Origin of the sequence: Pseudarthrobacter oxydans (assembly GCF_034258515.1) — a bacterium.
Taxonomy (GTDB): domain Bacteria; phylum Actinomycetota; class Actinomycetes; order Actinomycetales; family Micrococcaceae; genus Arthrobacter.
Map to the genome: position 1 here is coordinate 2,685,119 of NZ_CP139438.1, position 25,980 is coordinate 2,711,098.

The window sequence follows — 25,980 nt, forward strand, 5'->3', positions numbered from 1 at the left end:
GGGCGCCCTTCCGGGGCAGGCGTGCAGTTGACCTGCCGTTACACCCGGCCGGTCATACGTCGGCCCCGAGCCGCTGGCTGATCACCGTGGAGACGCCGTCGCCGCGCATGGTGACGCCGTACAGCGCGTCCGCCACTTCCATGGTCCGCTTCTGGTGGGTGATGACAATGAGCTGGCTGGATTCCCGGAGTTCCTCGAAGATGGTGATGAGCCGGCCCAGGTTGGTGTCGTCCAGGGCAGCTTCCACCTCGTCCATGACGTAGAAGGGCGAGGGCCGTGCCTTGAAGATCGCCACCAGCAGCGCCACCGCGGTCAGCGAGCGTTCCCCGCCCGACAGGAGCGAGAGCCGCTTGATCTTCTTTCCGGCGGGACGGGCTTCCACCTCGATACCGGTGGTGAGCATGTCGGCAGGGTCGGTGAGCACCAGCCGCCCCTCCCCGCCCGGGAAGAGCCGGGCGAAGACCCTGACGAACTGGGCCTGGGTGTCTTCGAAGGCCTCGGTGAAGACGCGCTGGACGCGGTCATCCACCTCCTTGATGATGTCCAGCAGGTCCTTCCGGCTGGCCTTCAGGTCCTCGAGTTGGGTGCTGAGGAACTGATGGCGCTCCTCGAGTGCGGCGAATTCCTCCAGTGCCAGGGGGTTCACCCGGCCCAGGCTGGCGAGGTCGCGTTCAGCCTTCCGCAGGCGCTTCTCCTGCTCTTCGCGGACGTAAGGCTTTCCCTCGACGATTTCCGCGCCCGCGCCGTCCACCGGAGCACGAAGGGCAGCCCATTTGTCGCCGCTTTCTTCGGCCGGAACCGGAACGGGAACGTCCGGTCCGTACTCGGCTGCCAGGGCGTCCGGGGTAATGCCCAGTTCGTCGATGGAGCGGGTTTCCAGTGCGTCGATTTGCGCCCTTTGCCGGGCCCGGGCGAGTTCGTCGCGGTGGACGTTGTCCGTGAGGTCGGCCAGTTCCCTCGCCAGGAGTTCATTGGCGGTCCGGATTTCCCCAAGGGCCTGGTCGCGCTGCTCACGGTTGTCTTCGGCAAGGTCACGTTCATGCCGTGCCAGATCCACGGACACGTCGACGTGGCGGAGCGCCACGTCTACGGCGGCGGACACGGCGGCTGCGCGCCGCGCCTGGATGCGGCGGACACGGGCGCGCTCGGCGGCTTCCTCCCGGGCCCGGCGCTCAGTGGCGGCGGCCCGCTCCAGTGAGGCCACCCGGTTCCTGGTGGCTGAGAGCTGCTCTTCGGCGCTGCGAAGAGCCAGCCGTGCCTCAACCTCTGCAGCGCGCGCGTGGGCCGCCGCCTGGGCCAGGGCGTCGCGGTGTTCAGTTGACGGCTCCTGCTCCGCGGGCGCTTCCTGTGCCGCCGCCAGGCGTGCGGCCACAGCTGCGAGCGCTTCCTCCTCTGCCGCCACGTTCTCCTCCGCCCTGGCCAGCGATGACGCCAGGCGGTCGCTTTCGCCGACGGCGCTGCGGAGCACGGAGTTCAGGTGGCCGAGGCGCTCAGCCACGGCGGCCAGCTTCGCGTCGGATTCGTGCAGCCTTTCCAGGGCGGCGTCGGCCCGATCCTGCGCCTCCGCGCGCTTTGCCTCGGTGGCCGCGAGGGCGAACCTGTTCCGCTCCAAGGCTGCCGAGACCGCCGCAAGCCGGCTCTCGGCGTCGTCCACCGCCGCCTGCACCTCAAGGAGCGACGGCGCCTTGGCCGAGCCGCCGGTGACCGACACCGCGGTGAAAACGTCTCCGCCGGTGGTGACGGCCGTCAGCCCGGGATGTCCCGCCACCAGGGCGGCCGCTGCCTGGATGTCCGGGACAACGGCAGTGCCGGCCAACAGGTCCGCAACCAGGCTGGCGGAGGAGGCGTCGCAGCTGGTGAGGTCCGCGGCCCAGCGCGCGCCCGGAGGGAGGGACATGTCGGTGCCGGTTGTGGGTCCAGCTGCAGCCCCTGCCGATCCGAGGAGCAGTGACGCCCGCCCGGCGTCGTCGTCCTTGAGGAGCTGGAGCACCGCCGTTGCCGTCTCCGCGTCCCGCACCACGATTGCTTCGGAGGCCTCCCCCAATGCCGCGGCTATCGCAGTCTCGAAGCCGGCTTCCACCGTGAGCCCGGCAGCCAGGGTTCCGAGGATTCCATCGAGGCCCGCGTGCAGCGCGTGCCTCGCCCCGTCTTTCCGTTCCAGGCCCAGCTTCAACGCGTCACGGCGCGCCGCCAGGGCGTCGCGCTTCCGGACCCCCTCACTGACGGCTGACTTCAGGCCGGCGATTTCCTGGACCACGGTGTCGAGGGCCTCATTGGCGGCCTCGTAGTCGGCGTCAAGGGATTCCTCTCCCTCCTCCACACCGGCCACCTGGTTTTCCAGTGCCGTGAATTCGGCCTGGGCACGTGCCCGGCGTTCGGTCCCCGCCGCAAGGGATTCACGGAGCCTGCCCAGTTCCGCCTGGGCGGACTCAACGCGGGACCTCGCCGCCGCAACCTGGCCTGCCAGCCGGGCCAGGCCTTCGCGCCGGTCAGCTGCAGCCCGCAGCTCCGCCGTGAGCCGTTTGTCCTCTTCGAGCGCGGCATGCTCAGCCTCGGCCTTTGCGGCGCTTGCTGTGTCCAGGGCGCTGCGCCGGTCAAGGATGCTGCGCTCGAGCTCAACCAGCTCCTCGCGGACCCTGGCCGCCTGGCGTTCCAGTTGTTCCGGGTCCCGGCCCGGCGGCGGTGCCTCCACGGAACCGAGGAGGCGGCTGCGTTCCTGTGCCAGGGAGCCCAGTGAACGCAGCCGCTCCCTGGCAGCGGACAGACGGTACCAGGCGTCCCGTGCGGCATTCAGCCGGGGGGTTGCTTCAGCTGCGAGTTGCTCCAGCTCGGCTTGTTGGCGGCGGCCGGCCTCAAGCTCCTGGCCGGCGAGGGCCCGCCGTTCTTTCAGGGCGGCTTCGTCCGCCACGTCCTGTTCCAGTGCCAGCTGGAGCTGGACCAGATCGTCGGCCAGCAAACGGGCGCGGGCATCGCGGACATCGAACTGGACCCGCTGGGCCCGGCGCGCCACTTCCGCCTGTTTCCCCAGCGGCGTGAGCTGGCGCCGGATTTCTCCCGTGAGGTCCGTGAGGCGCTGGAGGTTGGCCTGCATGGCCTCCAGTTTGCGCACGGTCCGTTCCTTGCGCCGGCGGTGTTTCAGGATTCCGGCCGCTTCCTCGATGAAGCCCCGCCGGTCCTCCGGCGTGGCATGGAGGACGCGGTCCAGCTGGCCTTGGCCGACGATGACGTGCATCTCGCGGCCCAGCCCGGAATCGGACAGCAGTTCCTGGATGTCCAGCAGGCGGCAGCCTGCGCCGTTGATGGCGTATTCCGATCCGCCCGTACGGAAAAGCGTCCGCGAAATGGTCACTTCGGTGTACTCGATGGGCAGGGCGCCGTCAGTGTTGTCTATGGTCAGGGAGACGTGGGCCCGGCCAAGGGGCGGCCGGCCTGACGTCCCGGCGAAAATGACGTCCTCCATCTTTCCGCCGCGGAGCGTTTTGGCCCCCTGTTCGCCCATGACCCAGGCCAGGGCGTCCACCACATTGGACTTCCCGGATCCGTTGGGGCCAACCACCGCGGTGACCCCTGGCTCGAAATTGAAGGTGGTGGCGGACGCGAATGACTTGAACCCCCGGACGGTCAGGCTTTTGAGGTGCAAGGCTTTTCGGATCTCCTGAGTGGCTGAGGCGGCTGCTTCGCTGTCCTCAATCTACTGCGTGGGGGCCCAATATCCGGGATTCCCGCGGGCATTGTCACCAGCGCCCGTTCCGGGGACGGGGCTGGCAGACGGGGCAGGTGTGCGAGGACCGGTTCATGAACTGCTCGCGGCGGATGACGGCGTGGATTCCAGCTGCGGCGCAGCGTTTGCAGGCCTGACCTTCCCGGCCATAGGCGTTAAGGGACCGGTCAAAGTACCCGGAGGCGCCGTTGACGTTCACATACAGCGAGTCGAAGCTCGTTCCGCCGGCCGCGAGGGCATCCAGCATGACCTGCCGGGCGCTGGCGAGCACCCTTTCCGCATCGCCACGGCGCAGGGTGTCGGTGGGCCGGGCATAGTGCAGCCGGGCGCTCCACAACGCTTCGTCCGCGTAGATGTTTCCGATCCCGGAGACCAGTCCCTGGTCCAGCAGCGCCCGCTTCAGGCCGGTTTTGCGCTTGCGGAGGCGCCGGTAGAAAACGTCGAAGGAGAAAGCGGGGTCCAGGGGGTCCCGTGCAATGTGTGACGCTTCCTCAGCTATCAAGGGCAGGGGCGATTCGGCGAGGCCGCCGGGGCCGCCGTCGTCCGTGGGAACCATCGCCGTGACGAACAGCCCGCCAAAGATCCGCTGGTCCACGAACCTCAGTTCTTCCGGCTTGCCGTCACCGGGGCTGAGCCGGAAACGGACCTTCAGGTGCTTTTCGTCCGGGACGTCCCGGTCCTGCATCAGGAGCTGGCCGCTCATCCCGAGGTGGGCCATCAGGGCAACGCGGGGGCGTTCCACGGCCGGCGCCGGCGCGTCCCCGGCGGCGCCGTCCCCGTGGCCGCCTTCCACCAGCGGCATCCACAAGAACTTGCCCCGCCGGACGACGTCTGCAACCGTGGCGCCTTCCAGGTTGCCGGTAAAGTCCTCCACGCCCAGGGCGTGGCGGCGCACCGACCGTGGATCAAGGACCTCCACCGAGGTGATGGTCCGGCCGCGGACCCAGCTCACCAGGCCGCGGCGTACCACCTCAACCTCGGGAAGTTCAGGCATGGCGCTACTTGGCGGGGACGGAACCGGCGGACTTTTTTGTTCCCGCTGCTGCTCCGGAGAGCACGCGCCACGCGTCCGCGGCGGCTTCCTGCTCCGCTTCCTTTTTGGAGTGGCCGGAACCCTTGCCATAGGCGGTTCCGCCCACATGGAGGACAGCCGTGAAAGTGCGGGCATGGTCCGGCCCGGAGCCGTCCACTGCGTAGTGGATGGTGCCGAGCTGGCGGCTTGCAGCGAGTTCCTGGATGTTGGTCTTCCAGTCCGTTCCGGCGCCCAGGGCGGCCGCGTCCTTCAGCAAAGGGCCGATCAGGCGCATCACCAGCTGGCGTGCGGTCTCGATGTCGTTGGACACGTAGGTGGCACCGATCAGTGCTTCCATGGTGTCGGCGAGGATGGAAGCCTTGTTGTTGCCGTGGGTGAGCTTTTCGCCCTGGCCAAGGTAGATGTACTCCCCGATGCCCAGGCTGCGTCCGATGCCGGCAAGCGCACGGGTGCTGACGACGGCGGAGCGCCGCTTTGCGAGCTCACCTTCGGGCAGTTCCGGGTTGTCCCGGTACAGGGCATCGGTAACCGAGAACCCGAGGATGGAATCACCCAGGAATTCGAGCCGCTCGTTGGTGGGGATGCCGCCGTTTTCGTAGGCGTAGGAACGGTGTGTGAGCGCAAGACGAAGCGTCCCGGCGTCTATAGAGACACCGAGACGCTTCAGAAGCTCTTCAGTTGAAGACATCATGTCAGCCTCAGGGGCCGATTAGACGTCCGCGACCTTGCGTCCCTTGTACTCAAGGAACAGCGCAGTGCCAGCCGAGTCGGTGACGACCTTTGCCTGGTGCGGCAGGCTGTAGGTGACCTGGCCGTTCTCGACGGTCTTCACCAGGTGGGGGGCGGTCGCCTTCCACTGGGAGCGGCGGGCGCGGGTATTCGAGCGAGACATTTTCCGCTTGGGAACAGCCACGGCTAACTCATTTCTCTCTAGACAAACACGTACAAATCAATTTTGCCGGTCAGGCTTAGCCATATCAGCTAGGGCAGCCCAGCGAGGATCCAAGACCTCGTGGTGGTGCCCCGGCTCGTCTTCCAGGCGAACTCCGCATTCGGAGCAAAGGCCCTGGCAGTCTTCCCGGCACACCGGCTGGAACGGCAGCGCGGTCACCACTGCGTCCCGCAACACCGGTTCAAGATCGATTACATCGTGCTCGACTCGACGTTGCTCTTCATCATCTTCTCCGTCCGAGAGCTCCACGCCCTCATAGAAGAAAAGTTCTTGCACATTGACCTCGAGGTCATACGCAAGGGGATCCAGGCATCGGCCGCATTCACCTGTTACCTCGGTGAGCACGGTTCCTGATACCAAAATTCCTTCGTGTACGGCTTCAAGCCTCAGATCCAGCTCGATATCCGAACCTTCCTGAACGCCAATGAGCGCCACGCCAAGATCACCTGGCGCGGGTACATGTTCCTTCAGTGTCCGCATGCTTCCCGGGCTGCGCCCGAGGTCCTTGACGTCGAACGCCAGGGGCGAACCAGCATCTCTTTTAATGAGAACTCCTGTTGAACATATGACCGACGTACTATCTTAGCCTGAAGAGCCACAGGGACTCAAACCGGCCGGCAGGGAGTGCCGAAGTACCGGACCAGCCTACCCCCTCGGCTGCTGGCCGGGGCCCGACTCGCCCGCAAGCATCCGCCGCAGCACCGACCGGGGCACGTATTCGGACACATTTCCGCCCAGGCCGGCCACCTCTTTGATCAGGGTGGAGGAAAGGTGGAGGTAATGGGCCTCTGCAGGCAGGAAGACCGTCTCAACGCCGCTGAGCTGCCGGTTCATGGTGGCCATGGGCAGCTCGTAGTCGAAGTCCGAGGACGACCTGAGTCCCTTGACGATGGCCGAAACGCCGCGCTGCCGGCAATACTCTGCGAGCAGGCCCTCCCCGACTGGTTCCACCACGATGCCCTTGAGCGAGGCGAGGGTTTCCCGTGCCATGTCCAGGCGCTCCTGGAGGGTGAACCTGTAATGCTTGGCCTGGTTGGTGGACACGGCCACGATGACCTCGTCAAAGAGGCCGGCGGCACGTGCAATAACCTCGAGATGGCCGTTGTGGATAGGGTCGAAGGATCCGGGGCAGACAGCGCGTCTCATGCTCCGAACCTACCCCATGGGAACACCGGGATACCATGACTGGATGCATCCACCACGGGAACTTTCCACCCCCATGGCCCCTGCTCCGTGGCAGCGCGCCGCCCTCGGAGCAAACCTCCTGGCCCCCGACGGAGGCCTGGGCGTCACCATCTTCGAAGAGATGACCACCCTGGCCGTGCAGACAGGCGCCATTAACCTCGGCCAGGGGTTCCCGGACGAGGACGGCCCGGCGGAAATCAGGGAGGCCGCCCGGTCTGCCATCCTGGCGGGCGCGAACCAGTATGCGCCCGGCAAGGGCATCCCGGAACTGCGGGAGGCAGTCTCGGCCCACCAGCAGCGGTTCTACGGCCTCTCCCCCGACCCGGCGACGGAAGTCATCATCACCACCGGAGCCACCGAGGCCATCGCGGCCTCGCTCCTGGCCTTCGCCGGTCCCGGCGACGAGGTCCTCACCCTGGAGCCTTTCTACGATTCCTACGGCGCCGTGATCGGCCTGTCCGGTGCGACGCACGTGACTGCACCGCTCCTGGCCCCGGACTTCATGCCGGATATGGCCGCCCTCGAGGCCGCTTTCAGCGCGCGGACGAAGGTGGTGCTGCTGAACAACCCCCACAACCCCACCGGAGCGGTCTTCCCGCGGGACGTGCTCCAACGGGTCGTTGACCTGGCCCGCAGGCATGACAGCATCATCATCACGGACGAGGTCTATGAGCACCTCACGTTCGGCGTCCGGCACGTACCGGTGGCTTCCCTGCCCGGAGCGGCGGACCGGACCATCACCATTTCCTCGGCCGGCAAGACCTTTTCCCTGACTGGCTGGAAGGTCGGCTGGCTCACGGGGCCCGAAGATCTGGTGTCGGCCGCCCGGACGGTCAAGCAGTTCCTCACCTACAGTTCGGGCACGCCGTTCCAGTCGGCCATCGCTACGGGCCTGGCCCTGCCGGACTCCTTCTATGAGGGCATCGCGGCGTCCCTTGAGCACAAGCGGGACATCCTGAGTGAAGGCCTGCGTGCCGCGGGGTTCGAGGTCTTCTCGCCGCAGGGCACGTACTTCGTCAATGTGGACACCGCCCCCTTGGGCATCAGCGACTCCGTGGACCTGGCCCGGAAGCTTCCGGCACTGGTGGGCGTGGCCGCGATCCCTGTCCCGGTTTTCTGCCACGCCGAGGGAGCCGAGCGCACCCGAAGCCTGCTCCGTTTCGCCTTCTGCAAGAAGGCCGAGGTCCTGGAAGAGGCTGCCGGGCGGCTGGCTGCACTCAGCGGCAGGCTCTGATGCCCGGCGGGCGGGAGGTCCGGGCGTCCCGGTTCCTGCGCACCACCGGACAGCACGCGTCCATAGAACCCGACGCCTTCACTGCCGGCAGCTACGTCCTCAGCATCGGCGGCGCGGAACAGTCCCACGTGAACCTTCTGCAGCCGGAGGAGATCTTCTACGAATACCTGCGCCGGATCGGACACCTTGTGGACCTGGCGGCACCCCCCGGGGTTCCGGTCAGTGCGCTGCACCTGGGCGCGGGAGCGCTGACCCTGGCCCGGTACATCCAGGCCGCAAGGCCCGGGTCGGTGCAGTATGCGGTGGAGCTGGAGCGTGAACTGCTCGATTTCGTCCTGCGGGAGCTGCCCCTGCCCGAGGGGACGGACCTGCAGACCATCATCGGCGATGCCCGGGAGTCACTTGTCCGGATTGACCCCGAAGTCCGGTTCGACGTCGTCATCCTGGACATCTTTTCCGGGCCGGACGCGCCCGCGCACCTGACCACCGGCGCGTTCTACCGGGAAGTGAGGGAGCGGCTCAACCCTGCAGGACTGCTGATCGTCAATGTCGGCGACGAGCCGGGCCTGACCCTCGTCCGAAGCCAGGTGTCCGCCATGCGGCAGGCCATGGCGGATGTGGCCGCCGTCGCGGAAACAGGCATGTTCGAAGGCCGCTACCCCGGCAACATCATCCTCGCCGGCACCCTCACCCCGTGGCCGCCGGAATGGACCACTAAACTGACCGCCCGCGGGCCGCACCCGGCAAAAGTGCTGGCCGGAGTGGACCTCGACCCCTTTGCAGGATGACTCCGGGAGGCCAAAGTTCCCGCGCCCGGGCTAGCGTCCGGCCGGTTCCGGCGCCTCGGGAATGTCGTCATCGTCGATTGCATCGGGCACGAAAGGCTCCGCGAACCACAGCCTGGTCTCCCCGTATTTCTTCTCCGCAAACCGGGTGAGAGTCTCGGGCCACCGGGGCTCGGGCGAGCGGGAGGAGCGCTCCACCACCACCACCGCCGCCGGCGACAGGTGGGTGGACAGCTTCAGGAGCACTGCCTGCAAGCCAACCTCCTCGAGCAAATACGGCGGGTCCAGGAAAACAAGGTCCCAGACTGCCGCCTCCGATGCGCGTTCCAGGAAGGATTCCACCTTTGAGCGGTGGACGGTTACCACTTTCCGGCCCAGGACGCCGTTGACGAGATCGGCATTGCGCTGGCAAACGGCGCTGGCCCTGCCATCGGACTCCACCAGGTCCACTGTCCGGGCGCCCCTGCTGCCGCTCTCGACCCCCAGGGCGCCGGAACCCGCATAGAGGTCCAGCACGCGGGCGCCGGTAATGACGTTGAAGGCATCAAGGCGGGAAAAAAGCGCTTCCTTGACGCGGTCCGTGGTGGGCCTGGTGAGGGATCCCGGGACGCCGGTCAAAGGAGTGCCGCCGGCGGCACCTGCAATAATCCGGCTCATTCGACGCTCCTGTCTTGGCCGCCAGGATATCCGGCACCCACCATGCTAGCCGCGTTCAAGGAACGCCTCCTTCTCGGGATTGAGGTATTTGTCGATCGCCTCGGCAAGCTCCGGGCGAGCGGACAGGGCAGGGTCCTCGCGCACAATCTCCTGGGCGTCTTCCCTTGCCCGGGCAATGACGTCGCCATGCTCCAGGACGCGGAGCAGCTTCAGGGTGGAGCGTCCGCCTGATTGCGAGGCTCCCAGGATGTCGCCCTCGCGCCGCAGCTTCAGGTCCTCTTCGGACAGGACGAAGCCGTCGGTAGTCGCCGCCACGGCATCCAGCCGGCGGCGGCTGGGATGCCCGGGTTCAAGGGCGGTGACCAGCAGGCAGGTCCCTGGCAGCCCGCCCCGGCCCACCCGGCCGCGGAGCTGGTGCAACTGGGAAATACCGAACCGGTCCGCATCCAGAATGACCATCAGGGTTGCGTTGTGAACGTCCACGCCCACCTCGATCACCGTGGTGGAGACAAGCAGCTTGATGCGGTTGGCCGCAAAGTCTTCCATGACGCCGAACTTCACGTCCGGTTCCTGCCGTCCGTGGAGCGGTGCCAGGGGAACTCCGGACAGGGTGGTCTCTTCCCGCAGATGCTCGACGACGGCCGTCACCGAGGCGAGCTCCCGGCCGCCGTCCCCTTCCGCATCCCCCGCCGGAGGCTCCGCCTCCCCGGGGCTGAAGTCGCCGTCGTCGTCCGTTCCGATCCTGGGGCAAACGACGTACACCTGATGGCCCCTGTCAATCTCCTCCCGGGCGCGGGCCCAGATGCGGCCTGCCCAGGCCGGGTTCTCGGCAAGTCCCACCAGGTGGGTGGCGATAGGGGCACGGCCGGCCGGCAGTTCGTCCAGGACCGACGTTTCGAGGTCGCCGAAAACTGTCATCGCGACGGTCCGCGGGATGGGCGTGGCCGTCATCACCAGCAGATGCGGCGGCTTCCGCGCCTTGGCGCGCAGGGCATCGCGCTGCTCCACCCCGAAGCGGTGCTGCTCATCCACCACGATCAGGCCGAGATCATAGAATGACACGTTGTCGCTCAGCAGGGCATGGGTCCCGATGATGATCCCGGCCGTCCCCGAGGCGGCATCAAGCAGGGCCTGCCGGCGCGCCGCCGTCGGCAGGGAGCCAGTGAGCAGCGAAACCTGGACGGAAGCGCCGTCCATCCCGCCCAGCAGGCCGTCTCCGGAGAGTGGGCCCAGGGTCCGGCGGATCGATTCGAAATGCTGGGCAGCGAGGACCTCCGTGGGCGCCAGCAGGGCCGCCTGCCCGCCGGCATCCACCACCTGCAGCATGGCACGGAGCGCCACGATGGTCTTGCCGGAGCCCACTTCTCCCTGCAGCAGCCGGTTCATGGGGACGTCCCGGGAGAGTTCTGCCGCCAGGGTTTCCCCGACGGCGGCCTGCCCGGCCGTGAGCGTGAACGGAAGGCTCCGGTCGAAACTGGCCAGCAGGCCCTCCGGAGCGGGCCGGCGGGCGGTGGCTTCTTCCGAGGCCAGCTGTGCACGGCGGCGGGCCAGGGCGGACTGCAGCACCAGTGCCTCCTGGTAACGGAAGCGGCGACGTGCCTGCTGCCAGTCCGTGGCCGACTCCGGCTCATGGATCAGCCGGTAGGCTTCGGCGATCGGCAGGAACTTCTCCCGGGCCGCGATGGCGGGTGGCACGGGATCCGGCAGGGAGCCAAGGTCAGCAGTTTCGAGCAGGGTTGAGACAGCCTTCTGGATCTTCCAGCTGGGAAGCTTGGCGGTGGCCGGATAGATGGGAATGGGCATGGCGGCCAGCTTTTCCGGATCCCGGCCGCCCTCGCTGAACGGATCATCGTCCAGCAGCTGGTAGTCGGGGTTGGTGAGTCCAAGGGATCCCTTGAAGGACGTGACCTTGCCGGAAAACAGCGCCCGGCGGCCAGGGAGCAGGTCCGCTTGGGCCTTGTAGCCGTTGAAGAAGCTGATCTTGAGCGTACCCGGCGCTTTGCCCCGGTACTCCGTGCCGCCTACCACCCGGAGGCCCTGTCTTCCGTCGTCGTCGGAAACCACGACGTCGGTGATGGTGCCGCGGCGCGCCTGCATCCGGCGGGTGTTGCTGGAGAGCACCCGGGCGATCAGGGTGACTTCTTCGTCCCGGGGAATCTCGCTGATGGGCGTCAGCTCCCCGCGGCTCATGTAGCGGCGCGGGTAGTAATTCAGCAGCCCCTCGACTGTGGTGATGCCCAGATGCTTTTCTATGACCGCTGCGGAACGCTTACCAAGCCGCCGTTCCAGCGCCAGGTCCAGTTCAGCGCTCATGCCCACTGGAGTTCACTGCATCCGTTGCCGGGTCCCGCGGCAGCGCGAGTTCACTGATGCTGATGTTGGCCGGCTCCCCCAGGGACCGGATGATGTGGACGGCGGGATCCGCCTCGGGGACATGGACGTGGACGCGCCACCGGTAGTTGCCGTCGGAATCGGGCACGCTGCCAACCTGGCTCATGATCACGGACTCGCCCACCTCGTCCAGCCGCTGGCGGAGGGTTGCCGCGTTGAGGGGTGACAGGCTGATGGTGCACATGACTTCCACGCCGTCGTCATCCGGCATGGCCGTATGGATGTGCGGGTCAGACACGTCGTAGCCGTGCAGGCCGTCAAGGAGTTCGCTTTGGAGCTCTTCACCCAGGATCGCTGAGCGAAGGCAATCGAGGATCAGCAGCATCCCCACTCCGCCCGCATCAACCACATGGGCGGTCGTCAGAACGTCCAACTGGTCTTCGGTATGGATCACCGCGGCGAGGGCGCCCTCCACAACGGCGTCCAGGGCAAGGCCCAGGGCGTGGTTGCTGTCGTCCCCGTTCTGTCCGGCGTCGACAGCGGCCGCGGCCCGGGCTGCCGCTTCCATGACGGACAGCATGGTTCCCGGCACGGGATCGCTCAATGCCGACCAGGCACGGATCTGGGCACGGTTGAGGGCTGCCGCCAGCAGGGTGGAGGTCAGCCGGGTGTGGCCTGCCAGCGGCTCGGCGGCTGCGCACAGGAACACCGAGAAAAGGGTCCCCGAGTTGCCCCGCGCTTCCTCCATGGCGGCCTGGCCCGCGGCGGCAAGGACGGCGCCGACGTCCATGTGCGCGGGGTGGTCACCCGTGGCAGCGAGGGAACGGGCTGCGGCGCGCACGGTGACGTAGAGGTTGGTGCCGGTGTCGCCGTCGGCCACGGGAAAGATGTTGATGGCATTCAGGCGGTCGCTGTGGTTGCCAAGGGCGGTCTCAGCCTTGCCCAACCATCTCTTCATCGCTTGCGCGTTAGCGGCAACCTTAGTGTGCAAAGTGATCCCATCCCCCGGTGTCCGCGGACCGGCCCGCAATTTTGACGCCCGGGCCTTCATTGATTCCCAGTGCTTGTACTGAGCCTATCGCAGTGAATCCGTGAGGCAGCGGCGAACCAGGAGGGAAGGTGGCAAGCAGTCCGTGGTCCTCCCCGCCGCCGAGGACCCACTCTCCAGGGTCCATGCCCAACAGCTCAGCGGCCGGCCGAAGGGCGTCCGCCAGCCGCTTCAGCGGGCCTGGATTGAGGTCGACGGCGACACGGCTGGCTGTTGCCAGCCTCATCCCATCGCGCAGCAGCCCGTCTGAGATGTCCAGCATGGCGGTGGCGCCGGCGGCACGCGCGGCGGGCCCTGACGCCAGGGGCGGCCGTGGCCTGCACTGCAGTTCCACCAAGGCGCGTTGACCGTCGCTGAGGGCATCAACAGGCACGTCCGACTCCAACAGTGCGAGGCCTGCGGCAGCATGGCCGGCGGTGCCCGCAAGGGCCAGGACGTCCCCCGGCCTGGCCCCGGACCGGAGGACCGGCGCGCCGGCGTCGAGCGTTCCCAGCACGGCCACGGTGACGGAGATTTCGCGCCCGCGCCCCAGGTCCCCGCCCGCTACCGAGCAGGATGCCGCGCCCAGTTCCCTGATGCCCGCGGTGAGGCCGTCCGCCAGGTCCTCCACCCAGCCCACAGCCGTTTCGGGCGGAAGGGTAAGGCTTACCACCATCGACGTGGCGCGCGCACCCATGGCGTTGATGTCACTCAGGTTCTGCGCCGCAGCTTTCCAGCCGACGTCGAAGCCGGTAGTCCGGTAGCCGTTGGGCCATTGCAGCCTAAAGTCCTGGTCCTGGACCTGGGTGTCGATGCTGATGACGGTCCTGCCGTCAGGAGAAGCCACTATGGCGGCGTCGTCCCCCGGGCCGAGCAACGTAGCGTCGCTGTGCGCGCCGTCCATGGCCAGGCGCGGAAAGATCCGGGCCAGCAGCCCGGCCTCGGAGAGCGCAGAGACGGTCAGGGCGGAGACGGTCTGCGGCTCCCCGACGGCGGCAGCGCCTTCAGGCTGGGGCCGCCCGTGGTGGGTGATGGGATTCTCAGGCACTCCACTACGCTATCGCGGTACTCCGACATTGCCGGCCCACGGTGCCGCGTCAGGGCGGAGCCCACCGCGGCGATAGGCTGGAGACATGCACCGTCCCCAGCTTTCCCTGCCCGCCCGCGTTGCCAGGCTGGCACTGATTGGGAGCCTTGCGGCCGTTTCTTTAACCTCGTGCTCGCCTGCCGTGGATGTTCCGGCGGCCAAGGACGCGGCCAACCCGGCGTGCGCGCCCATGATGGTGGGCCTGCCTGATGCCATCGGCGAGTACGCGCTGCGAAAGACAAACAGCCAGGCCACGGCCGCGTGGGGCGATCCGTCCCTGGTGATCCTGCGCTGCGGCGTGAATGTGCCCGGGCCCACAACGGACCGCTGCGTGACCGTGAACGGGATCGACTGGGTCATCAAGGAAGGGGATCCGGTGTGGACCCTGACAACCTACGGCCGCGAACCGGCAACGGAGATCCTCCTGGACCCTGACAAGATCAGTTCAGCCACTGTCCTTGCCGACCTTGCGGCAGCGGCCGGCAAGGTGCCGGCCGCCAGGAGCTGCGTGGGGCAGGAGGATCTCCAGAACCTGCCGCCGAGCCAGTAGGCGGTGGCGGCTGACTCTTAGCGCAGCCCGGTTTTGCGGTTCAGCGCGAGGTAGATCAGTTCGTCGATGAGGTCGGCGTAACCCAGGCCGGAAGCCGCCCACATCTGCGGATACATGCTCTTGGGCGTGAAGCCGGGCATGGTGTTGATTTCGTTGATGATGAGTTCCCCGGCGGGCGTGTAGAAGAAGTCCACCCGGCTCAGGCCCTCGGCCCCCACGGCGTCGAACGCCGCCGCGGCAAGCTCCCGGACCCGGGCTATGGCTTCCTCGGGGATGTCGGCAGGGCAGCTGAGGGAGGCGGCGTCGTCCTCCACATACTTGGCGTTGAAGTCGTAGAACTCGTGGGTTCCGCCTGCCACGGAAATTTCACCGGGCATGGAGGTGCGTGGCGCGTCGGTGCCCCTGCCTTCGAGGACCGCACATTCGATCTCCCGGCCGGTGATGCCGGCCTCGATCACCAGTTTCAGGTCGTGCCGCCGGGCTTCCTCGATGGCTGCATCGAGGAGTTCCAGGGAATCCACCTTGGAGATACCCATGGATGATCCTGCCCGCGCCGGCTTGACGAAGACGGGAAATCCCAGCCGGTCCACCTGCTTGCGCACTGACTCCGGGTCCTTGCGCCACTGCCTGTCCGTCACCGCGACATACGGACCGACCTGCAGCCCGGCAGCCTCGAACACCACCTTCATGAAGTGCTTGTCCATGCCCACGGCCGAGGCCAGGACGCCGGCGCCGACATAGCGGGTATCCGAGAGTTCCAGGAGCCCCTGGATGGTTCCGTCCTCCCCGAACGGGCCGTGGAGAAGCGGGAAAACCACGTCCACCGTGCCGAGCTCCTGGGGTACCTCGTTCGGGGCCGTGACGATCAGCTGGTGCTCGCCCCCGATCTCGGCAAGGGTCACGGTCTGCGGCGAAGGCGCCACCTCAGGGAGGGATGTTCCCGCGAGGGACCACTGGGCCGTATCGGCTGACGCGAGGACCCATTGCCCGGTTTTGGCGATGCCAATGGGAATTACTTCGTACTTGTCCTTGTTGATCGCGCCGAGGACACCGGCCGCTGTCACGCAGCTCACGGCGTGCTCGCTCGAGCGGCCGCCGAAAAGGACCGCCACCCGGGGTTTGGCCCTGCGCGCGGGCTCCCCTGCAGCCAGGTTTTCATGGGACATCGTCAGTATTCGCCTTCAGGTTTCAGTTCCCGGGACAGCAGGACGGGCCCCAGTTGGTCAACGGACAGCTTGCCGGCCAGCACGGCAACGACGGCGGCTGTAATGGGCATCTCCACGCCCAGCTTGCCTGCCAGCTCGTGGACCGCCTGGCCCGATTTTATGCCTTCGGCGGTCTGTGTCATCTTCTGGCCCACTTCCTCAAGCGTGAGGCCCTGCCCCAGGAGCCGCCCGGCGGTGTGGTTGCGTGACAGCGGGGAGGAACAGGTGGCCACAAGGTCGCCCAGGCCTGCGAGGCCTGCCATCGTCTTGGCTTCTCCGCCAAGGGCAAGGGCCAGGCGGGACGTTTCCGCGAGTCCGCGGGTGATGACGGACGCCTTGGTGTTGTCCCCCATCTGCCTGCCCTCGCAAATGCCGACGGCCAGGGCAATAACGTTCTTGACGATCCCGCCGATCTCCACGCCCACGACGTCGGCGGTGGTGTACGGCCGGAAGTAGGGGGCCGTGCAGCTCCTGGCGATCCAGCCTGCGGCGGCGGAGTCGGTGCAGGCAACCACAGAGGCAGTGGGTTCTTCGCGGGCGATTTCCATGGCCAGGTTGGGGCCGGACACAATGGCTATGCGCTCGGCGGGCAAGCCCAGTTCCTCGCTGATGACCTCGCTCATCCTGGCGTCCGTACCGAGCTCCAGGCCCTTCATCAGCGAGACAACCATGGCGTCCGGAGCGATCAGGCTTTTCCACTCCCGCAGCTGCGGCCGGAGCGACTGCGCCGGGACCGCGATGACCACAAGGTCAGCGCCCTCCAGGACAGCGGCGACGTCTGTTGACGCGGAGATGCTCTCCGGCAGCGGGATGTCCTTCAGGTACTGCTCGTTGCGGTGGTCCGCATTAATCCGGTCCACCACTTCAGCACGCCTGCCCCACAGCCTGATGCTGCGCGGCTCGTCCGCAGCAGCCGCGGCGTCAGCGAGGATTTTCGCAAAGGTTGTTCCCCAGGAGCCGGCGCCGAGAACAGCAACGGAGCGGGCCGAGCCCGTCTGCCTTCCCCCAGGGGTCACGGAGCTTCCGTTCCGGTACCGGTCTGCTGCTGCCCGCGCTCCACGAACCTGCCGTGCCGGGCCTGCTGCTTCTTGGCCGGATCCCACCGCTCAGCCGGAGGCTCTTCTCCCCTGATTTCGGCCAGGAGTCCAGTGATCGCATCCATGATCGCGTCGGTGGCCCCGGCAAGGGTTGCCTTGTCCAGCGGACGGCCGCTGAAGGCGCTGAGGTCAACGGGCTCGCCCACCACTACGGTCGACTTCTTGCGCGGGAACAGGTGGAACCGCTTGCCGTAACGGGGGAAAACTTCGTGGGCGCCCCAATGGGCAATCGGAACCACCGGAATGCCGCCCTCCAGGGCAAGCCGCGCAGCACCCGTGTGGCCTTTCATGGGCCACAGCGCCGGATCACGCGTCAGGGTGCCTTCGGGGTAGATGATGATGGCCCCGCCTTCGGCAACGATCTCCTGCGCGAGCTGCAGGGAGCGGTTCGCCCCCGCGGACGAACGTTCCACCGGGATCTGCTTTGTTGCCCGCAGGACCCAGCCCAGCACCGGAACCTTGAAGAGCCCTGACTTGGCAAGGAAGTGCGGGGCAATCTTGTGGTTGTAGAGGAGGTGGCCGACGATCAGGGGATCGATCTCGGTGCAGTGGTTGGGCGCGGCGATAAAACCGCCCGCAGGCAGCTTTTCCGTGCCCTCCCACTTCTTGTCCATCATGAGGTTGAACAGGGGGCGGACTATGCCGGCGACCACAGCGAGCGTGGCGCGGCTCTTGGCCGGTTCCTTCACGGCTGCCTGCTACTTCTCTGTGGTGATGTCGAAGTCGGCGCCAAGGCCGGCCAGCTTTTCAGTGAAGCGCTCGTAGCCGCGGTTGATGATGTCGATCCCCGTGACGCGGGAGGTGCCGGTGGCCGCGAGGGCGGCAATCAGGTGGCTGAAGCCGCCGCGCAGGTCCGGAACATCGATGTCCGTGCCCTTGAGCTGGGTGGGTCCGGAGATCACCGCGGAATGCAGGAAGTTGCGCTGGCCAAAACGGCACGGCACGCTGCCCAGGCACTCTCGGTGCACCTGGATGCTGGCGCCCATCCGGATGAGCGCGTCCGTGAAGCCGAAGCGGTTCTCGTAGACCGTCTCGTGGACGATGGACACGCCTTCGGCCTGGGTCAGGGCCACCACCAGCGGCTGCTGCCAGTCCGTCATGAAGCCGGGGTGCACGTCAGTCTCCAGCACCAGCGGATTGAGCTTCCCGCCGCGGTGGTAGAAACGGATGCCGTCTTCACCGATGTCCATGCCGCCGCCCACCTTGCGGTAGGTGTTCAGGAAGGTCATCATGTCCCGCTGGGAGGCGCCTTCAACGAAGATGTCACCCTTGGTCACCAGTGCCGCAGAAGCCCACGACGCCGATTCGTTGCGGTCCGAAAGCGCCCGGTGGTTGTAGCCGCCGAGGTCGCGGACGCCCTCGATGCGGATGGTGCGGTCAGTCTGGACGCTGATGATGGCGCCCATCTTCTGCAGCACGGCGATGAGGTCGATGATTTCCGGCTCTGTTGCAGCACCGGACAGCTCGGTGATGCCCTCGGCGCGCGTGGCGCTCAGCAGCACCTGCTCGGTGGCGCCCACGGAAGGGTAGGGCAGGGAGATCTTGGCGCCGTGCAGGCCCTTGGGGGCCGAGATGTGGATGCCGCCGGGCCGCTTCTCCACCACGGCACCGAACTGGCGCAGGACGTCCAGGTGGTAGTCAATGGGCCGGTCGCCGATCTTGCAGCCGCCGAGGTCGGGGATGAACGCCTCGCCGATCGCGTGGATCAGCGGCCCGCAAAGCAGGATGGGGATCCGGGAGTCGCCCGCGTGGGCGTCGATGGCGGTGCTGGACGCCGTCTTGGCGGCCTTGGGGTCCAGCGTAAGGTCGCCGGTCACCGGGTCCTTCACCACGGTCACGCCATGGAGCTGCAGGAGGGAGGTGACAACCTCCACGTCCTTGATCTCCGGCACGTTCCGCAACACCGACGGTTCGTTGCCCAGCAACGCTGCCACCATCGCCTTGGGAACAAGGTTCTTTGCTCCCCGGACGCTGACGCGGCCTGTAAGCGGGACTCCGCCGCGGATTGTCAGAACACTACTCATATACCGGTTTCCTTACGATCACTCGCCCCCAAATCCTTGCAAAGGCTCCAACCAAGCATAGGAGGTTGCGTTACCTAACCGAAATACGCGGGCGACGGCGGCAGGGCGTGGCGTGCCGCCGTCGGCCCTGCGCGGCTGCTTCAGCCGTTGGAGGAAAGGCGTGCCGGCAGGGTTTTCGGCTTGAACGAAGGACGGGTCGCCTCGTAGGCCGTGATGTCCGCCTCATGCTGCAGGGTCAGCCCGATGTCGTCCAGGCCCTCGAGCAGGCGCCAGCGCGTGTAGTCGTCAATCTCGAAGGGCGCAACGATGTTTCCGCACACCACGGTCTTGGACACCAGGTCCACCGTGACTTCGGTCCCCGGAGCGTTCTCCAGTTCCTTCCAGATCAGCTCGATGTCATCCTGGGAGAGCTCGGCGGCCAGCAGGCCCTGCTTGCCGGAATTCCCACGGAAGATGTCGGCGAAACGGGAGGAAAGGACGGCCTTGAAGCCGTAGTCCTTCAGCGCCCAGACGGCGTGCTCGCGGGACGATCCTGTTCCGAAATCCGGGCCTGCCACCAGGACGGACCCGGCGTTGAACGGCTCCTTGTTCAGGATGAAGGACGGGTCCTTGCGCCACGCCGAGAACAGCGCGTCCTCGAAGCCGGTCCGGGTAATCCGCTTGAGGTAGACGGCGGGGATGATCTGGTCCGTGTCCACGTTGCTCTGCCGCAGCGGGACGCCGATTCCGGTGTGGGTGGTGAACTTTTCCATGGCGTGTCCTAGGCTGCGTCGGTGCGGATGGCGGCGGATTCGGGAGCCGGATCGAGGTCCGACGGCGAACTCAGCGTGCCTCGGATGGCAGTGGCTGCGGCAACCACCGGGGAGACCAGGTGGGTGCGGCCGCCTTTGCCCTGGCGCCCTTCGAAGTTGCGGTTGGAGGTGGACGCGCAGCGCTCCCCCACGTCCAGCTGGTCCGGGTTCATGCCGAGGCACATGGAGCAGCCGGCAAAGCGCCATTCAGCGCCGAAATCCTTGAACACGCGGTCCAGGCCTTCGGCCTCCGCTTCCAGCCGCACGCGTGCCGACCCCGGCACCACGAGCATGCGGATGTTGGGATCCTTCCGGCGCCCGCGGATGATGTCCGCCGCTGCACGCAGGTCCTCCATCCGGGAGTTGGTGCAGGAACCCAGGAACACGGTGTCCACCCGGATGTCCTTCATCGGCGTGCCGGCCTTGAGGCCCATGTACTGCAGTGCCCGCTCGGCCGCTGCCTTGGCGTTCTCGTCACCGAAATCCTCCGGAGACGGGACGGACTCGGACAGGGAGACGCCCTGGCCAGGGTTGGTGCCCCAGGTGACGAACGGCTCCAGGGTGTCGGCGTCCAGGTCCACCTGGGCATCGAAGACGGCGTCGTCGTCGGTCCGCAGGGTGTTCCAGTACTCGACGGCGGCATCCCAGTCCGCGCCTTCCGGCGCGTGCGGGCGGCCCTTCATGTAGTCGTAGGTGGTCTGGTCCGGCGCAACGAGGCCGGCCCTGGCACCCGCTTCGATGGACATGTTGCAGATGGTCATGCGCGCGTCCATGGACAGCGCCCGGATGGCGGAGCCGCGGTATTCCAGGACGTAGCCCTGGCCGCCGCCGGTGCCGATCTTGGCGATCACGGCCAGGATGATGTCCTTCGCCGTCACGCCGGGACGCAGCGTTCCCTCGACATTGATGGCCATCGTCTTGAACGGCTTCAGGGAGAGGGTCTGGGTGGCCATGACGTGCTCCACCTCGGAAGTGCCGATGCCCATGGCCAGCGCACCGAAGGCACCGTGGGTGGAGGTGTGCGAGTCACCGCAGACAACGGTCATGCCCGGCTGGGTGAGGCCCAGCTGCGGGCCCACGACGTGGACGATGCCCTGCTCGGCGTCACCGAGGCTGTGCAGCCGCACGCCGAACTCTGCGCAGTTGTTGCGCAGCGTCTGGATCTGGGTGCGGCTGGTCAGGTCGGCGATAGGCTTGTCGATGTCCAGCGTGGGAGTGTTGTGGTCCTCCGTCGCGATGGTCAGGTCCGGCCGGCGCAGCTTGCGGCCGGCCAGCCGCAGGCCTTCGAATGCCTGCGGAGACGTGACCTCGTGGACCAGGTGGAGGTCGATGAAGAGAAGGTCGGGCTGGGCGTTGGCTCCATCACCATCACCTTTGCGCACCACGTGTGCGTCCCAGACTTTCTCGGCCAATGTCTTTGCCATGGCCATCTCCCTTCACTGCTGTTTGGCTGATGAGATCAACTGAATCAGGACGGCTCCGCACTGCGCCAGCCGAAAGATTTGCATCTCAGATATTGAGACGGCAATATCATTACATGGACAATTCTAGTGGAGTCGGTGTCATTGATAAAGCGGCCCAGGTGCTTGATGCACTGGAAGCCGGCCCCACCACCCTCGCGCAGCTCGTGGCGGCCACCGGCCTGGCCCGCCCCACTGTGCACCGGCTTGCCCTCGCCCTGGTGCACCACCGGCTGGTAAGCCGTGATATCCAAGGCCGGTTCGTCCTGGGGAGCCGGCTGGTTGAACTGGCCTCCGCCGCGGGCGAGGACCGCCTGATCGCCTCCGCCGGGCCCGTCCTGATGCAGCTGCGCGACGCCACCGGCGAAAGCGCCCAGATTTTCCGCCGCCAGGGTGACTGGCGGGTATGCGTGGCGTCGGCCGAACGGCCCATCGGCCTTCGTGACACCATTCCCGTAGGGACGCAGCTGTCCATGAAGGCAGGATCAGCCGCCCAGGTGCTGCTCGCCTGGGAGGACCACGACCGCCTGCTCGAGGGGCTTCAGTCAGCCCGCTTTACGCCTACCGTCCTGGCTGGTGTACGACGGCGGGGCTGGGGCCAGAGCCTCGGCGAACGCGAGCCCGGGGTGGCCTCAGTTTCGGCGCCGGTGCGCGGGCCGTCCGGTCGGGTGATCGCGGCAGTTTCCATCTCCGGACCCATCGAGCGGCTCACCCGCCAGCCCGGCAGGCTGCATGCGGAAGTGGTCTGCAATGCCGGCCGCATCCTCACCGAGGCCCTGCGGAAGAACAACGACTGACGCGCTGACACCAACCGGCGGCCCGTACCGGCGCCGCCGGGCTAGGATTTTCGGCATGGGCAGCTACGCAGTGTTTCTTCGCGGCATCAACGTGGGCGGCATCAACATCAAGATGGCTGATCTGCGGGAGGCGCTCAAGGCCGCAGGCTTTGCTGACGCCCGCACCCTGCTTGCCAGCGGAAATGTGGTCCTGGCCAGCCCCCTGGACGCGGACGCCGTCAAACGCGAATGCGAAAAATGCCTGCGGGACACGTTCGGCTATGACGCCTGGGTGGTGGTCCTCGAGTCAGCCCGGCTGTCGGACCTCGTGGCCGCCTGCCCCTACCCCGAGGACGACAAAACCACCCACAGCTACATCACGCTCTCCTCGGACACGGGGGTCCTCGATGAACTCGATGCGGCAGGGGCGGCGCTGGAGGAAAACGAACAGGAGAGGCTGGGTCCGGAGGCCCTCGCCTGGCTGGCACCGGCCGGCGGAACGCTGGACAGCCCCTTCAGCAAGATTTCCGCGAAAGCCAAATTCAAAGCCGCGACCACTACGCGCAACCTGCGCACCCTGCTCAAGGTAAGGGACGCTGCCGCCGAACTCGCGGCGAGCGGGGCTTAGCTCGCCTGCCCGGCCGCGCAGGCCCTATCCGGCCGCAGCCGTCCGGAGCGCGGAGTTAAAGCCGGCCAGCCGGCTGACCTCCACCTCCACGGGTTCCACGACGAGTTCCTGCGCCACCGCGGCCACGGCGGCATTCAACCGCTTCCGTGCCCTCGCCGCCCGTGCATTGGCCGCGGCGGCTGCAATAAAGCGGCCCGTGATGGCAAGGAAGATCCCCAAGGCCACCCCAAAAGCGATCATCAGCGTGGGCACAGGCCATCCTTCGACCCGGGGCACCTCCGGCACGGGCATCTGGAAGTATCCCAGTGCCGCCAGGACACCTAGCCAGCCCAAGCCACCCAGCACAGTCAGCAGGGCCAGCCACTGCACCACGTTGAAGACTCCCCACCACCAGGATTTACGGTTCGCGGCGAGGTCCGTTCCGGCGATGGCCTGGTCCAGGGCATCAGGCAACCGCTCCCTGCCTTCACGGGCGGCCCCCCGGATGGCTGCACGCCAGGGGCCGGGGGCACCGGCACTGGCGGCGTCGGCGAACTCCCGCACCGCTGCGTCCGTGCGCGCCCGTTCCGGCGCCCCTGCCGGCGGCAGCGACGTCCGGTTCAACTCCGACGGAGCCGCGCTGCGCAGGTTGAGCCGGCGCAGCGGATCCGCACGGAACCTGGACAACCACCGGGTCACCGGCCACCCCGTGCGCTTCACTGACTCCAGCCGGTAGGACTGCCCGACCGCCTGCACCACCACCGGCACGTTCGCTGCGATGGCCAGCTCATCAGCCAGGCGTGTCCTGGCTGCAGGCCGGACACCGGCAGCAGTCCCCTCGCCCGACACGGCACCAAGGTCGGCCGACGCCTTTGAGATATCCGCTGCAAACCGCTGGGCCTGGGCTTTCCGCTTGACCGCAACACCACGGATTGCCGCACGGACCTGGTCCACCCCGGCCCCCGTCAAGGCGGAGGCCGCAAGCACCTGGACCTTGCCAAGTCCGTCCCGGGCAAGGATGGAGCGCAGGGATTCCAGGACGGGCTGCACATCGCGCTCCGGCAGCCTGTCCACCTGGTTGAGGACCACCAGGGTCACGGCTCCGTGGGAGGCCAGGCGGGACAGGAAGTCGTTGTGCACGGCAGCGTCCGCGTACTTCTGGGGGTCAAGGACCCACACCAGCACGTCCACCAGCCCCACCATCCGCTGCACCACTTCGCGGTTGGACGCCTTGGTTGAGTCAAAGTCCGGCAGGTCCAGCAGGATCAGGCCGGTGCCTTCGTCCGCGAACCCATCGACGGCGGCGGCGTGATGGCGGTTGCGGACTTCGAGCCAGTCGAGCAGCGGCTCGCTGCCGTCCGCCCCCCACACCCCTGCCAAAGGTTCCGATGTGGTGGGACGGCGGGCTGCCGCCGTCGCAATTTCCGCGCCGCTGACCGCGTTGAAGAGGGAGGACTTTCCGCTTCCTGTGGCGCCAAAGAAGCCCACCACGGTGTGGTCGGCGGAGAGGGAGCGCCGTGAACTTGCGCGTTCCAGGACGCTGAAGACCTCCTGCAGGGACTCATCCGGAAGGACTCCTTCGCCAAGTTCCCGGGCATCGTTGAGGGCTGAGAGCCGCCGGTCAAGCCGGGACGACTCGCGGGTATCGCTGTGGCGGCTCATGCCTTGTCCGCCAGCCGGAGCAGTGATGCGGCGTGGGCGGCGAGGGCTTCGGGCGCGCTTCCGTCGTATTCCGGCAGCCGGGCGAGGAACCTGCGTCTCTCCTCCTGCAGCAGCCGCTGGCAGCGGGCGTGCAGGTCCTTGCGCGCTTGTTCGGCCATCCGCCTGACGGCGTCCTCGCCGAAAACCGCTTCGAGCAGCCGCTGGCCCACGACGGCGGTGCCTCCTGCTACGCCCACCTCCAGTCCGGTGAGTCCCGCCGTCATCGAAAACACCACGATCATCAGCGCGGCGCCCAGCCCGTTGATGCCGAAGGACAGCCAGCGCGCCTGGGTCCGCTTGCCCTGGCCCTCGGTGCGGATCAGTTCCATCAGTGCTTCCTGCCACGCCCGGATCTCGGCGGCGGCGCGGTCCTCGAAGCCCGGCGTCGTGCCGGAGAGATCATCAGTCCCCAGCAGCTGCCGGCCGGCGGGGTCGTTGCGCCAGCGCTGGTCCGTGTCCTCGGCGGCGTTGGCTGCTTCGTCAACGATGACAGCCTGCAGGCCTGTCTCAATGGCTGCTTCCACCCTTACCGCGGGCGCCGGTTCACCCCGGAAGAAGGCACCCACCCGGTCACGGAACCGGCCCACATTCTGTTCGAGGGCCCGGAAAAATTCTCCCGTGCCCACGAAGTCCTGCCAGCGGGCCAGCACTTCGCCCCTCAGGAGCGCGCCATCCCTTGTCGCGTCCAGGATGCGGTCCGCAGCGGCTTCATAGGCGGAGACGGCGGCGCCCTCCAGGTTCGCGGCAGCATGCTGCTGCTCCCGTGCTGCCTGCGCAACGGCAGAGACACGCTCCGCCATCGCCCTGACGGTTCCGTTCAGCGTGCGGCGGGCAATGTCGGACCGGCCGGCGGCGTCAGCGGCCAGCCCTGCCAGCCAGGTCCGCAGCGGCTGGACCGCCCCGGCGGGGAGCATGCCCATGGGATCCAGGCTGGTTTCAGGTATCACGAACATCTGCGCCGCCCCCAGGCCTTCGCGGTCCAGCAGGCCGCGCAGGTCCTCGCTGACTTCTGCCTCCGCCGCCGGAGGGACCCTGTCCAGGACCACCCCCACCATGATGTCCCGCGAGGCTGCATTCAGGAGCAGTTTCCATGGAACGGCGTCGGCATAACGGTTGGCGGTGGTGACGAAGACCCACAGGTCGGCGGCGGCCAGCAGCTGGGCTGCCAGCTTGCGGTTGTCATCCGAGATGGAATCCACATCGGGGGCGTCGAGGACAGCGATTCCTGCGGGCACCCCGGGGTCCGACACGAGGACGAGGGATGACATTGCAGCGGCGTCCGGAACCGCTCCTGCCCGGTTGGCAGGCACGGGACTGCTGACGATGGAACCGCGGATCCTGTTCAAGCTCGGCAGCACGCGCTGGCCCTCGAACCAGGCCGCCTCCGACGGGTGGTGCAGGAGGATGGGCTGGCGGGTAGTGGGGCGGATGGCGCCTGCACGGGTTACCGGGTGGCCTACGATCCCGTTCACGAGTGTCGACTTGCCGGCTCCGGTTGAACCTCCGACGACGGCCAGGAGCGGAGCGTCAAGGCTGCGGTACCGCGGGAGGATGTAGTCATCGAGCTGGGCCACGGCGCTGGCGGCCTCGCGGCGCGCCTGCTCAGCATCCGGCAGGGCAAGAGGCAGCTCCGCCGCCGCAAGATCATTGCGCACCTCTTCGAGCAGCGTTAAGGCCGCAGAGGCAGCAGCACTGCCGGAAGGTTTGCGCTGCGGATCCTGCGGGGCATCCTGCTCGTTCCGGGAGGTCACAGCAAC

The 25,980-nt window shown here is 67.3% G+C and carries 23 protein-coding genes; 5 read left to right on the top strand and 18 right to left on the bottom strand.

Annotation, left to right across the window (positions count from 1 at the left end; all coding sequences use genetic code 11):
- Positions 1–52 precede the first annotated feature (52 nt).
- The 6 genes from smc to coaD form a co-directional block, all read right to left on the bottom strand.
- Positions 53–3,640 carry a chromosome segregation protein SMC gene (smc, locus tag SMD14_RS12120; RefSeq protein WP_321213800.1) on the bottom strand — a complete coding sequence of 1,196 codons (3,588 nt, stop codon included), beginning with the start codon at positions 3,638–3,640 and terminating at the stop codon, positions 53–55.
- Between the two features lie 94 nt (positions 3,641–3,734).
- Positions 3,735–4,715 carry a bifunctional DNA-formamidopyrimidine glycosylase/DNA-(apurinic or apyrimidinic site) lyase gene (gene mutM / locus SMD14_RS12125; protein ID WP_321213801.1) on the bottom strand — a complete coding sequence of 327 codons (981 nt, stop codon included), beginning with the start codon at positions 4,713–4,715 and terminating at the stop codon, positions 3,735–3,737.
- 4 nt (positions 4,716–4,719) lie between these two features.
- A complete protein-coding gene (gene rnc / locus SMD14_RS12130; protein ID WP_321213802.1) occupies positions 4,720–5,442 on the bottom strand; it encodes a ribonuclease III in 723 nt (240 codons plus the stop codon).
- Between the two features lie 21 nt (positions 5,443–5,463).
- The gene (gene rpmF / locus SMD14_RS12135) at positions 5,464–5,667 is read right to left on the bottom strand and encodes a 50S ribosomal protein L32 (protein ID WP_009356569.1); all 204 of its coding nucleotides are present in this window, start codon (positions 5,665–5,667) and stop codon (positions 5,464–5,466) included.
- Between the two features lie 36 nt (positions 5,668–5,703).
- Positions 5,704–6,228 (bottom strand): DUF177 domain-containing protein, encoded by a 525-nt coding sequence (locus tag SMD14_RS12140; protein WP_157241902.1) that lies wholly within the window; start codon positions 6,226–6,228, stop codon positions 5,704–5,706.
- Positions 6,229–6,351: 123 nt separating this feature from the next.
- Positions 6,352–6,852: a pantetheine-phosphate adenylyltransferase gene (coaD, locus tag SMD14_RS12145; protein WP_321213803.1), complete on the bottom strand. Its 501-nt coding sequence runs from the start codon at positions 6,850–6,852 to the stop codon at positions 6,352–6,354.
- A gap of 43 nt (positions 6,853–6,895) precedes the next feature.
- Here coaD and SMD14_RS12150 point away from each other — a divergent pair, with 43 nt between their 5' ends.
- The gene (locus SMD14_RS12150) at positions 6,896–8,125 is read left to right on the top strand and encodes an aminotransferase class I/II-fold pyridoxal phosphate-dependent enzyme (RefSeq protein WP_321213804.1); all 1,230 of its coding nucleotides are present in this window, start codon (positions 6,896–6,898) and stop codon (positions 8,123–8,125) included.
- A complete protein-coding gene (locus SMD14_RS12155) occupies positions 8,125–8,913 on the top strand; it encodes a fused MFS/spermidine synthase (RefSeq protein WP_321213805.1) in 789 nt (262 codons plus the stop codon). The genes SMD14_RS12150 and SMD14_RS12155 overlap by 1 nt, the downstream gene beginning before the upstream one ends.
- Positions 8,914–8,943: 30 nt before the next feature.
- Here the strand turns inward: SMD14_RS12155 and rsmD are convergent, their stop codons facing one another.
- From rsmD to thiL, 4 genes are read right to left on the bottom strand one after another with little or no spacing between them, the layout of a single operon-like run.
- The gene (gene rsmD, locus SMD14_RS12160) at positions 8,944–9,567 is read right to left on the bottom strand and encodes a 16S rRNA (guanine(966)-N(2))-methyltransferase RsmD (RefSeq protein WP_321213806.1); all 624 of its coding nucleotides are present in this window, start codon (positions 9,565–9,567) and stop codon (positions 8,944–8,946) included.
- Positions 9,568–9,612: 45 nt separating this feature from the next.
- A complete protein-coding gene (locus SMD14_RS12165) occupies positions 9,613–11,880 on the bottom strand; it encodes an ATP-dependent DNA helicase RecG (RefSeq protein WP_321213807.1) in 2,268 nt (755 codons plus the stop codon).
- Positions 11,870–12,856 carry a DAK2 domain-containing protein gene (locus SMD14_RS12170; RefSeq protein WP_321213808.1) on the bottom strand — a complete coding sequence of 329 codons (987 nt, stop codon included), beginning with the start codon at positions 12,854–12,856 and terminating at the stop codon, positions 11,870–11,872. The genes SMD14_RS12165 and SMD14_RS12170 overlap by 11 nt, the downstream gene beginning before the upstream one ends.
- A 22-nt stretch (positions 12,857–12,878) precedes the next feature.
- Complete coding sequence (gene thiL / locus SMD14_RS12175; protein WP_321216263.1) at positions 12,879–13,829, bottom strand: thiamine-phosphate kinase; 951 nt, start codon at positions 13,827–13,829, stop codon at positions 12,879–12,881.
- Between the two features lie 229 nt (positions 13,830–14,058).
- Here thiL and SMD14_RS12180 point away from each other — a divergent pair, with 229 nt between their 5' ends.
- On the top strand, positions 14,059–14,562 hold the full coding sequence (locus tag SMD14_RS12180) for a DUF3515 domain-containing protein (protein WP_321213809.1): 504 nt from the start codon (positions 14,059–14,061) through the stop codon (positions 14,560–14,562).
- 17 nt (positions 14,563–14,579) lie between these two features.
- Here the strand turns inward: SMD14_RS12180 and SMD14_RS12185 are convergent, their stop codons facing one another.
- The 6 genes from SMD14_RS12185 to leuC form a co-directional block, all read right to left on the bottom strand.
- On the bottom strand, positions 14,580–15,728 hold the full coding sequence (locus SMD14_RS12185) for a D-alanine--D-alanine ligase family protein (RefSeq protein ID WP_321213810.1): 1,149 nt from the start codon (positions 15,726–15,728) through the stop codon (positions 14,580–14,582).
- Between the two features lie 2 nt (positions 15,729–15,730).
- A complete protein-coding gene (locus SMD14_RS12190; RefSeq protein WP_321213811.1) occupies positions 15,731–16,783 on the bottom strand; it encodes an NAD(P)H-dependent glycerol-3-phosphate dehydrogenase in 1,053 nt (350 codons plus the stop codon).
- Positions 16,780–17,553, bottom strand: coding sequence for a lysophospholipid acyltransferase family protein (locus tag SMD14_RS12195; RefSeq protein ID WP_321213812.1), 774 nt, complete (start codon positions 17,551–17,553; stop codon positions 16,780–16,782). The genes SMD14_RS12190 and SMD14_RS12195 overlap by 4 nt, the downstream gene beginning before the upstream one ends.
- Before the next feature lie 9 nt (positions 17,554–17,562).
- Positions 17,563–18,888 (bottom strand): UDP-N-acetylglucosamine 1-carboxyvinyltransferase, encoded by a 1,326-nt coding sequence (murA, locus tag SMD14_RS12200; protein WP_157241893.1) that lies wholly within the window; start codon positions 18,886–18,888, stop codon positions 17,563–17,565.
- Positions 18,889–19,028: 140 nt separating this feature from the next.
- A complete protein-coding gene (gene leuD / locus SMD14_RS12205; RefSeq protein WP_157241892.1) occupies positions 19,029–19,640 on the bottom strand; it encodes a 3-isopropylmalate dehydratase small subunit in 612 nt (203 codons plus the stop codon).
- A gap of 8 nt (positions 19,641–19,648) precedes the next feature.
- On the bottom strand, positions 19,649–21,103 hold the full coding sequence (gene leuC / locus SMD14_RS12210; RefSeq protein ID WP_157241891.1) for a 3-isopropylmalate dehydratase large subunit: 1,455 nt from the start codon (positions 21,101–21,103) through the stop codon (positions 19,649–19,651).
- A gap of 113 nt (positions 21,104–21,216) precedes the next feature.
- On the opposite strand from leuC, the gene SMD14_RS12215 reads away from it, so the two are divergent.
- Both SMD14_RS12215 and SMD14_RS12220 read left to right on the top strand, forming a co-directional pair.
- Positions 21,217–21,936, top strand: coding sequence for an IclR family transcriptional regulator (locus SMD14_RS12215; RefSeq protein ID WP_009356552.1), 720 nt, complete (start codon positions 21,217–21,219; stop codon positions 21,934–21,936).
- A 55-nt stretch (positions 21,937–21,991) separates the two neighbouring features.
- Positions 21,992–22,543: a DUF1697 domain-containing protein gene (locus tag SMD14_RS12220; RefSeq protein ID WP_321213813.1), complete on the top strand. Its 552-nt coding sequence runs from the start codon at positions 21,992–21,994 to the stop codon at positions 22,541–22,543.
- 24 nt (positions 22,544–22,567) lie between these two features.
- Here the strand turns inward: SMD14_RS12220 and SMD14_RS12225 are convergent, their stop codons facing one another.
- Both SMD14_RS12225 and SMD14_RS12230 read right to left on the bottom strand, forming a co-directional pair.
- Positions 22,568–24,184 carry a GTPase gene (locus SMD14_RS12225; RefSeq protein WP_321213814.1) on the bottom strand — a complete coding sequence of 539 codons (1,617 nt, stop codon included), beginning with the start codon at positions 24,182–24,184 and terminating at the stop codon, positions 22,568–22,570.
- On the bottom strand, positions 24,181–25,974 hold the full coding sequence (locus SMD14_RS12230) for a dynamin family protein (protein ID WP_409339683.1): 1,794 nt from the start codon (positions 25,972–25,974) through the stop codon (positions 24,181–24,183). Before SMD14_RS12230 ends, SMD14_RS12225 begins: the two co-directional genes overlap by 4 nt.
- Between the last annotated feature and the right edge of the window lie 6 nt (positions 25,975–25,980).

What these genes read in the sequence shown, in the direction of transcription:
- mutM (WP_321213801.1), bottom strand. Translation starts at nt 4,715, where the DNA reads ATGCCTGAACTTCCCGAGGTTGAGGTGGTACGCCGCGGCCTGGTGAGC.
- rnc (WP_321213802.1), bottom strand. Translation starts at nt 5,442, where the DNA reads ATGTCTTCAACTGAAGAGCTTCTGAAGCGTCTCGGTGTCTCTATAGAC.
- coaD (WP_321213803.1), bottom strand. Translation starts at nt 6,852, where the DNA reads ATGAGACGCGCTGTCTGCCCCGGATCCTTCGACCCTATCCACAACGGC.
- SMD14_RS12150 (WP_321213804.1), top strand. Translation starts at nt 6,896, where the DNA reads ATGCATCCACCACGGGAACTTTCCACCCCCATGGCCCCTGCTCCGTGG.
- SMD14_RS12155 (WP_321213805.1), top strand. Translation starts at nt 8,125, where the DNA reads ATGCCCGGCGGGCGGGAGGTCCGGGCGTCCCGGTTCCTGCGCACCACC.
- rsmD (WP_321213806.1), bottom strand. Translation starts at nt 9,567, where the DNA reads ATGAGCCGGATTATTGCAGGTGCCGCCGGCGGCACTCCTTTGACCGGC.
- SMD14_RS12165 (WP_321213807.1), bottom strand. Translation starts at nt 11,880, where the DNA reads ATGAGCGCTGAACTGGACCTGGCGCTGGAACGGCGGCTTGGTAAGCGT.
- SMD14_RS12170 (WP_321213808.1), bottom strand. Translation starts at nt 12,856, where the DNA reads ATGAAGAGATGGTTGGGCAAGGCTGAGACCGCCCTTGGCAACCACAGC.
- thiL (WP_321216263.1), bottom strand. Translation starts at nt 13,829, where the DNA reads ATGGACGGCGCGCACAGCGACGCTACGTTGCTCGGCCCGGGGGACGAC.
- SMD14_RS12180 (WP_321213809.1), top strand. Translation starts at nt 14,059, where the DNA reads ATGCACCGTCCCCAGCTTTCCCTGCCCGCCCGCGTTGCCAGGCTGGCA.
- SMD14_RS12185 (WP_321213810.1), bottom strand. Translation starts at nt 15,728, where the DNA reads ATGTCCCATGAAAACCTGGCTGCAGGGGAGCCCGCGCGCAGGGCCAAA.
- murA (WP_157241893.1), bottom strand. Translation starts at nt 18,888, where the DNA reads ATGAGTAGTGTTCTGACAATCCGCGGCGGAGTCCCGCTTACAGGCCGC.
- leuD (WP_157241892.1), bottom strand. Translation starts at nt 19,640, where the DNA reads ATGGAAAAGTTCACCACCCACACCGGAATCGGCGTCCCGCTGCGGCAG.
- leuC (WP_157241891.1), bottom strand. Translation starts at nt 21,103, where the DNA reads ATGGCAAAGACATTGGCCGAGAAAGTCTGGGACGCACACGTGGTGCGC.
- SMD14_RS12215 (WP_009356552.1), top strand. Translation starts at nt 21,217, where the DNA reads ATGGACAATTCTAGTGGAGTCGGTGTCATTGATAAAGCGGCCCAGGTG.
- SMD14_RS12220 (WP_321213813.1), top strand. Translation starts at nt 21,992, where the DNA reads ATGGGCAGCTACGCAGTGTTTCTTCGCGGCATCAACGTGGGCGGCATC.
- SMD14_RS12225 (WP_321213814.1), bottom strand. Translation starts at nt 24,184, where the DNA reads ATGAGCCGCCACAGCGATACCCGCGAGTCGTCCCGGCTTGACCGGCGG.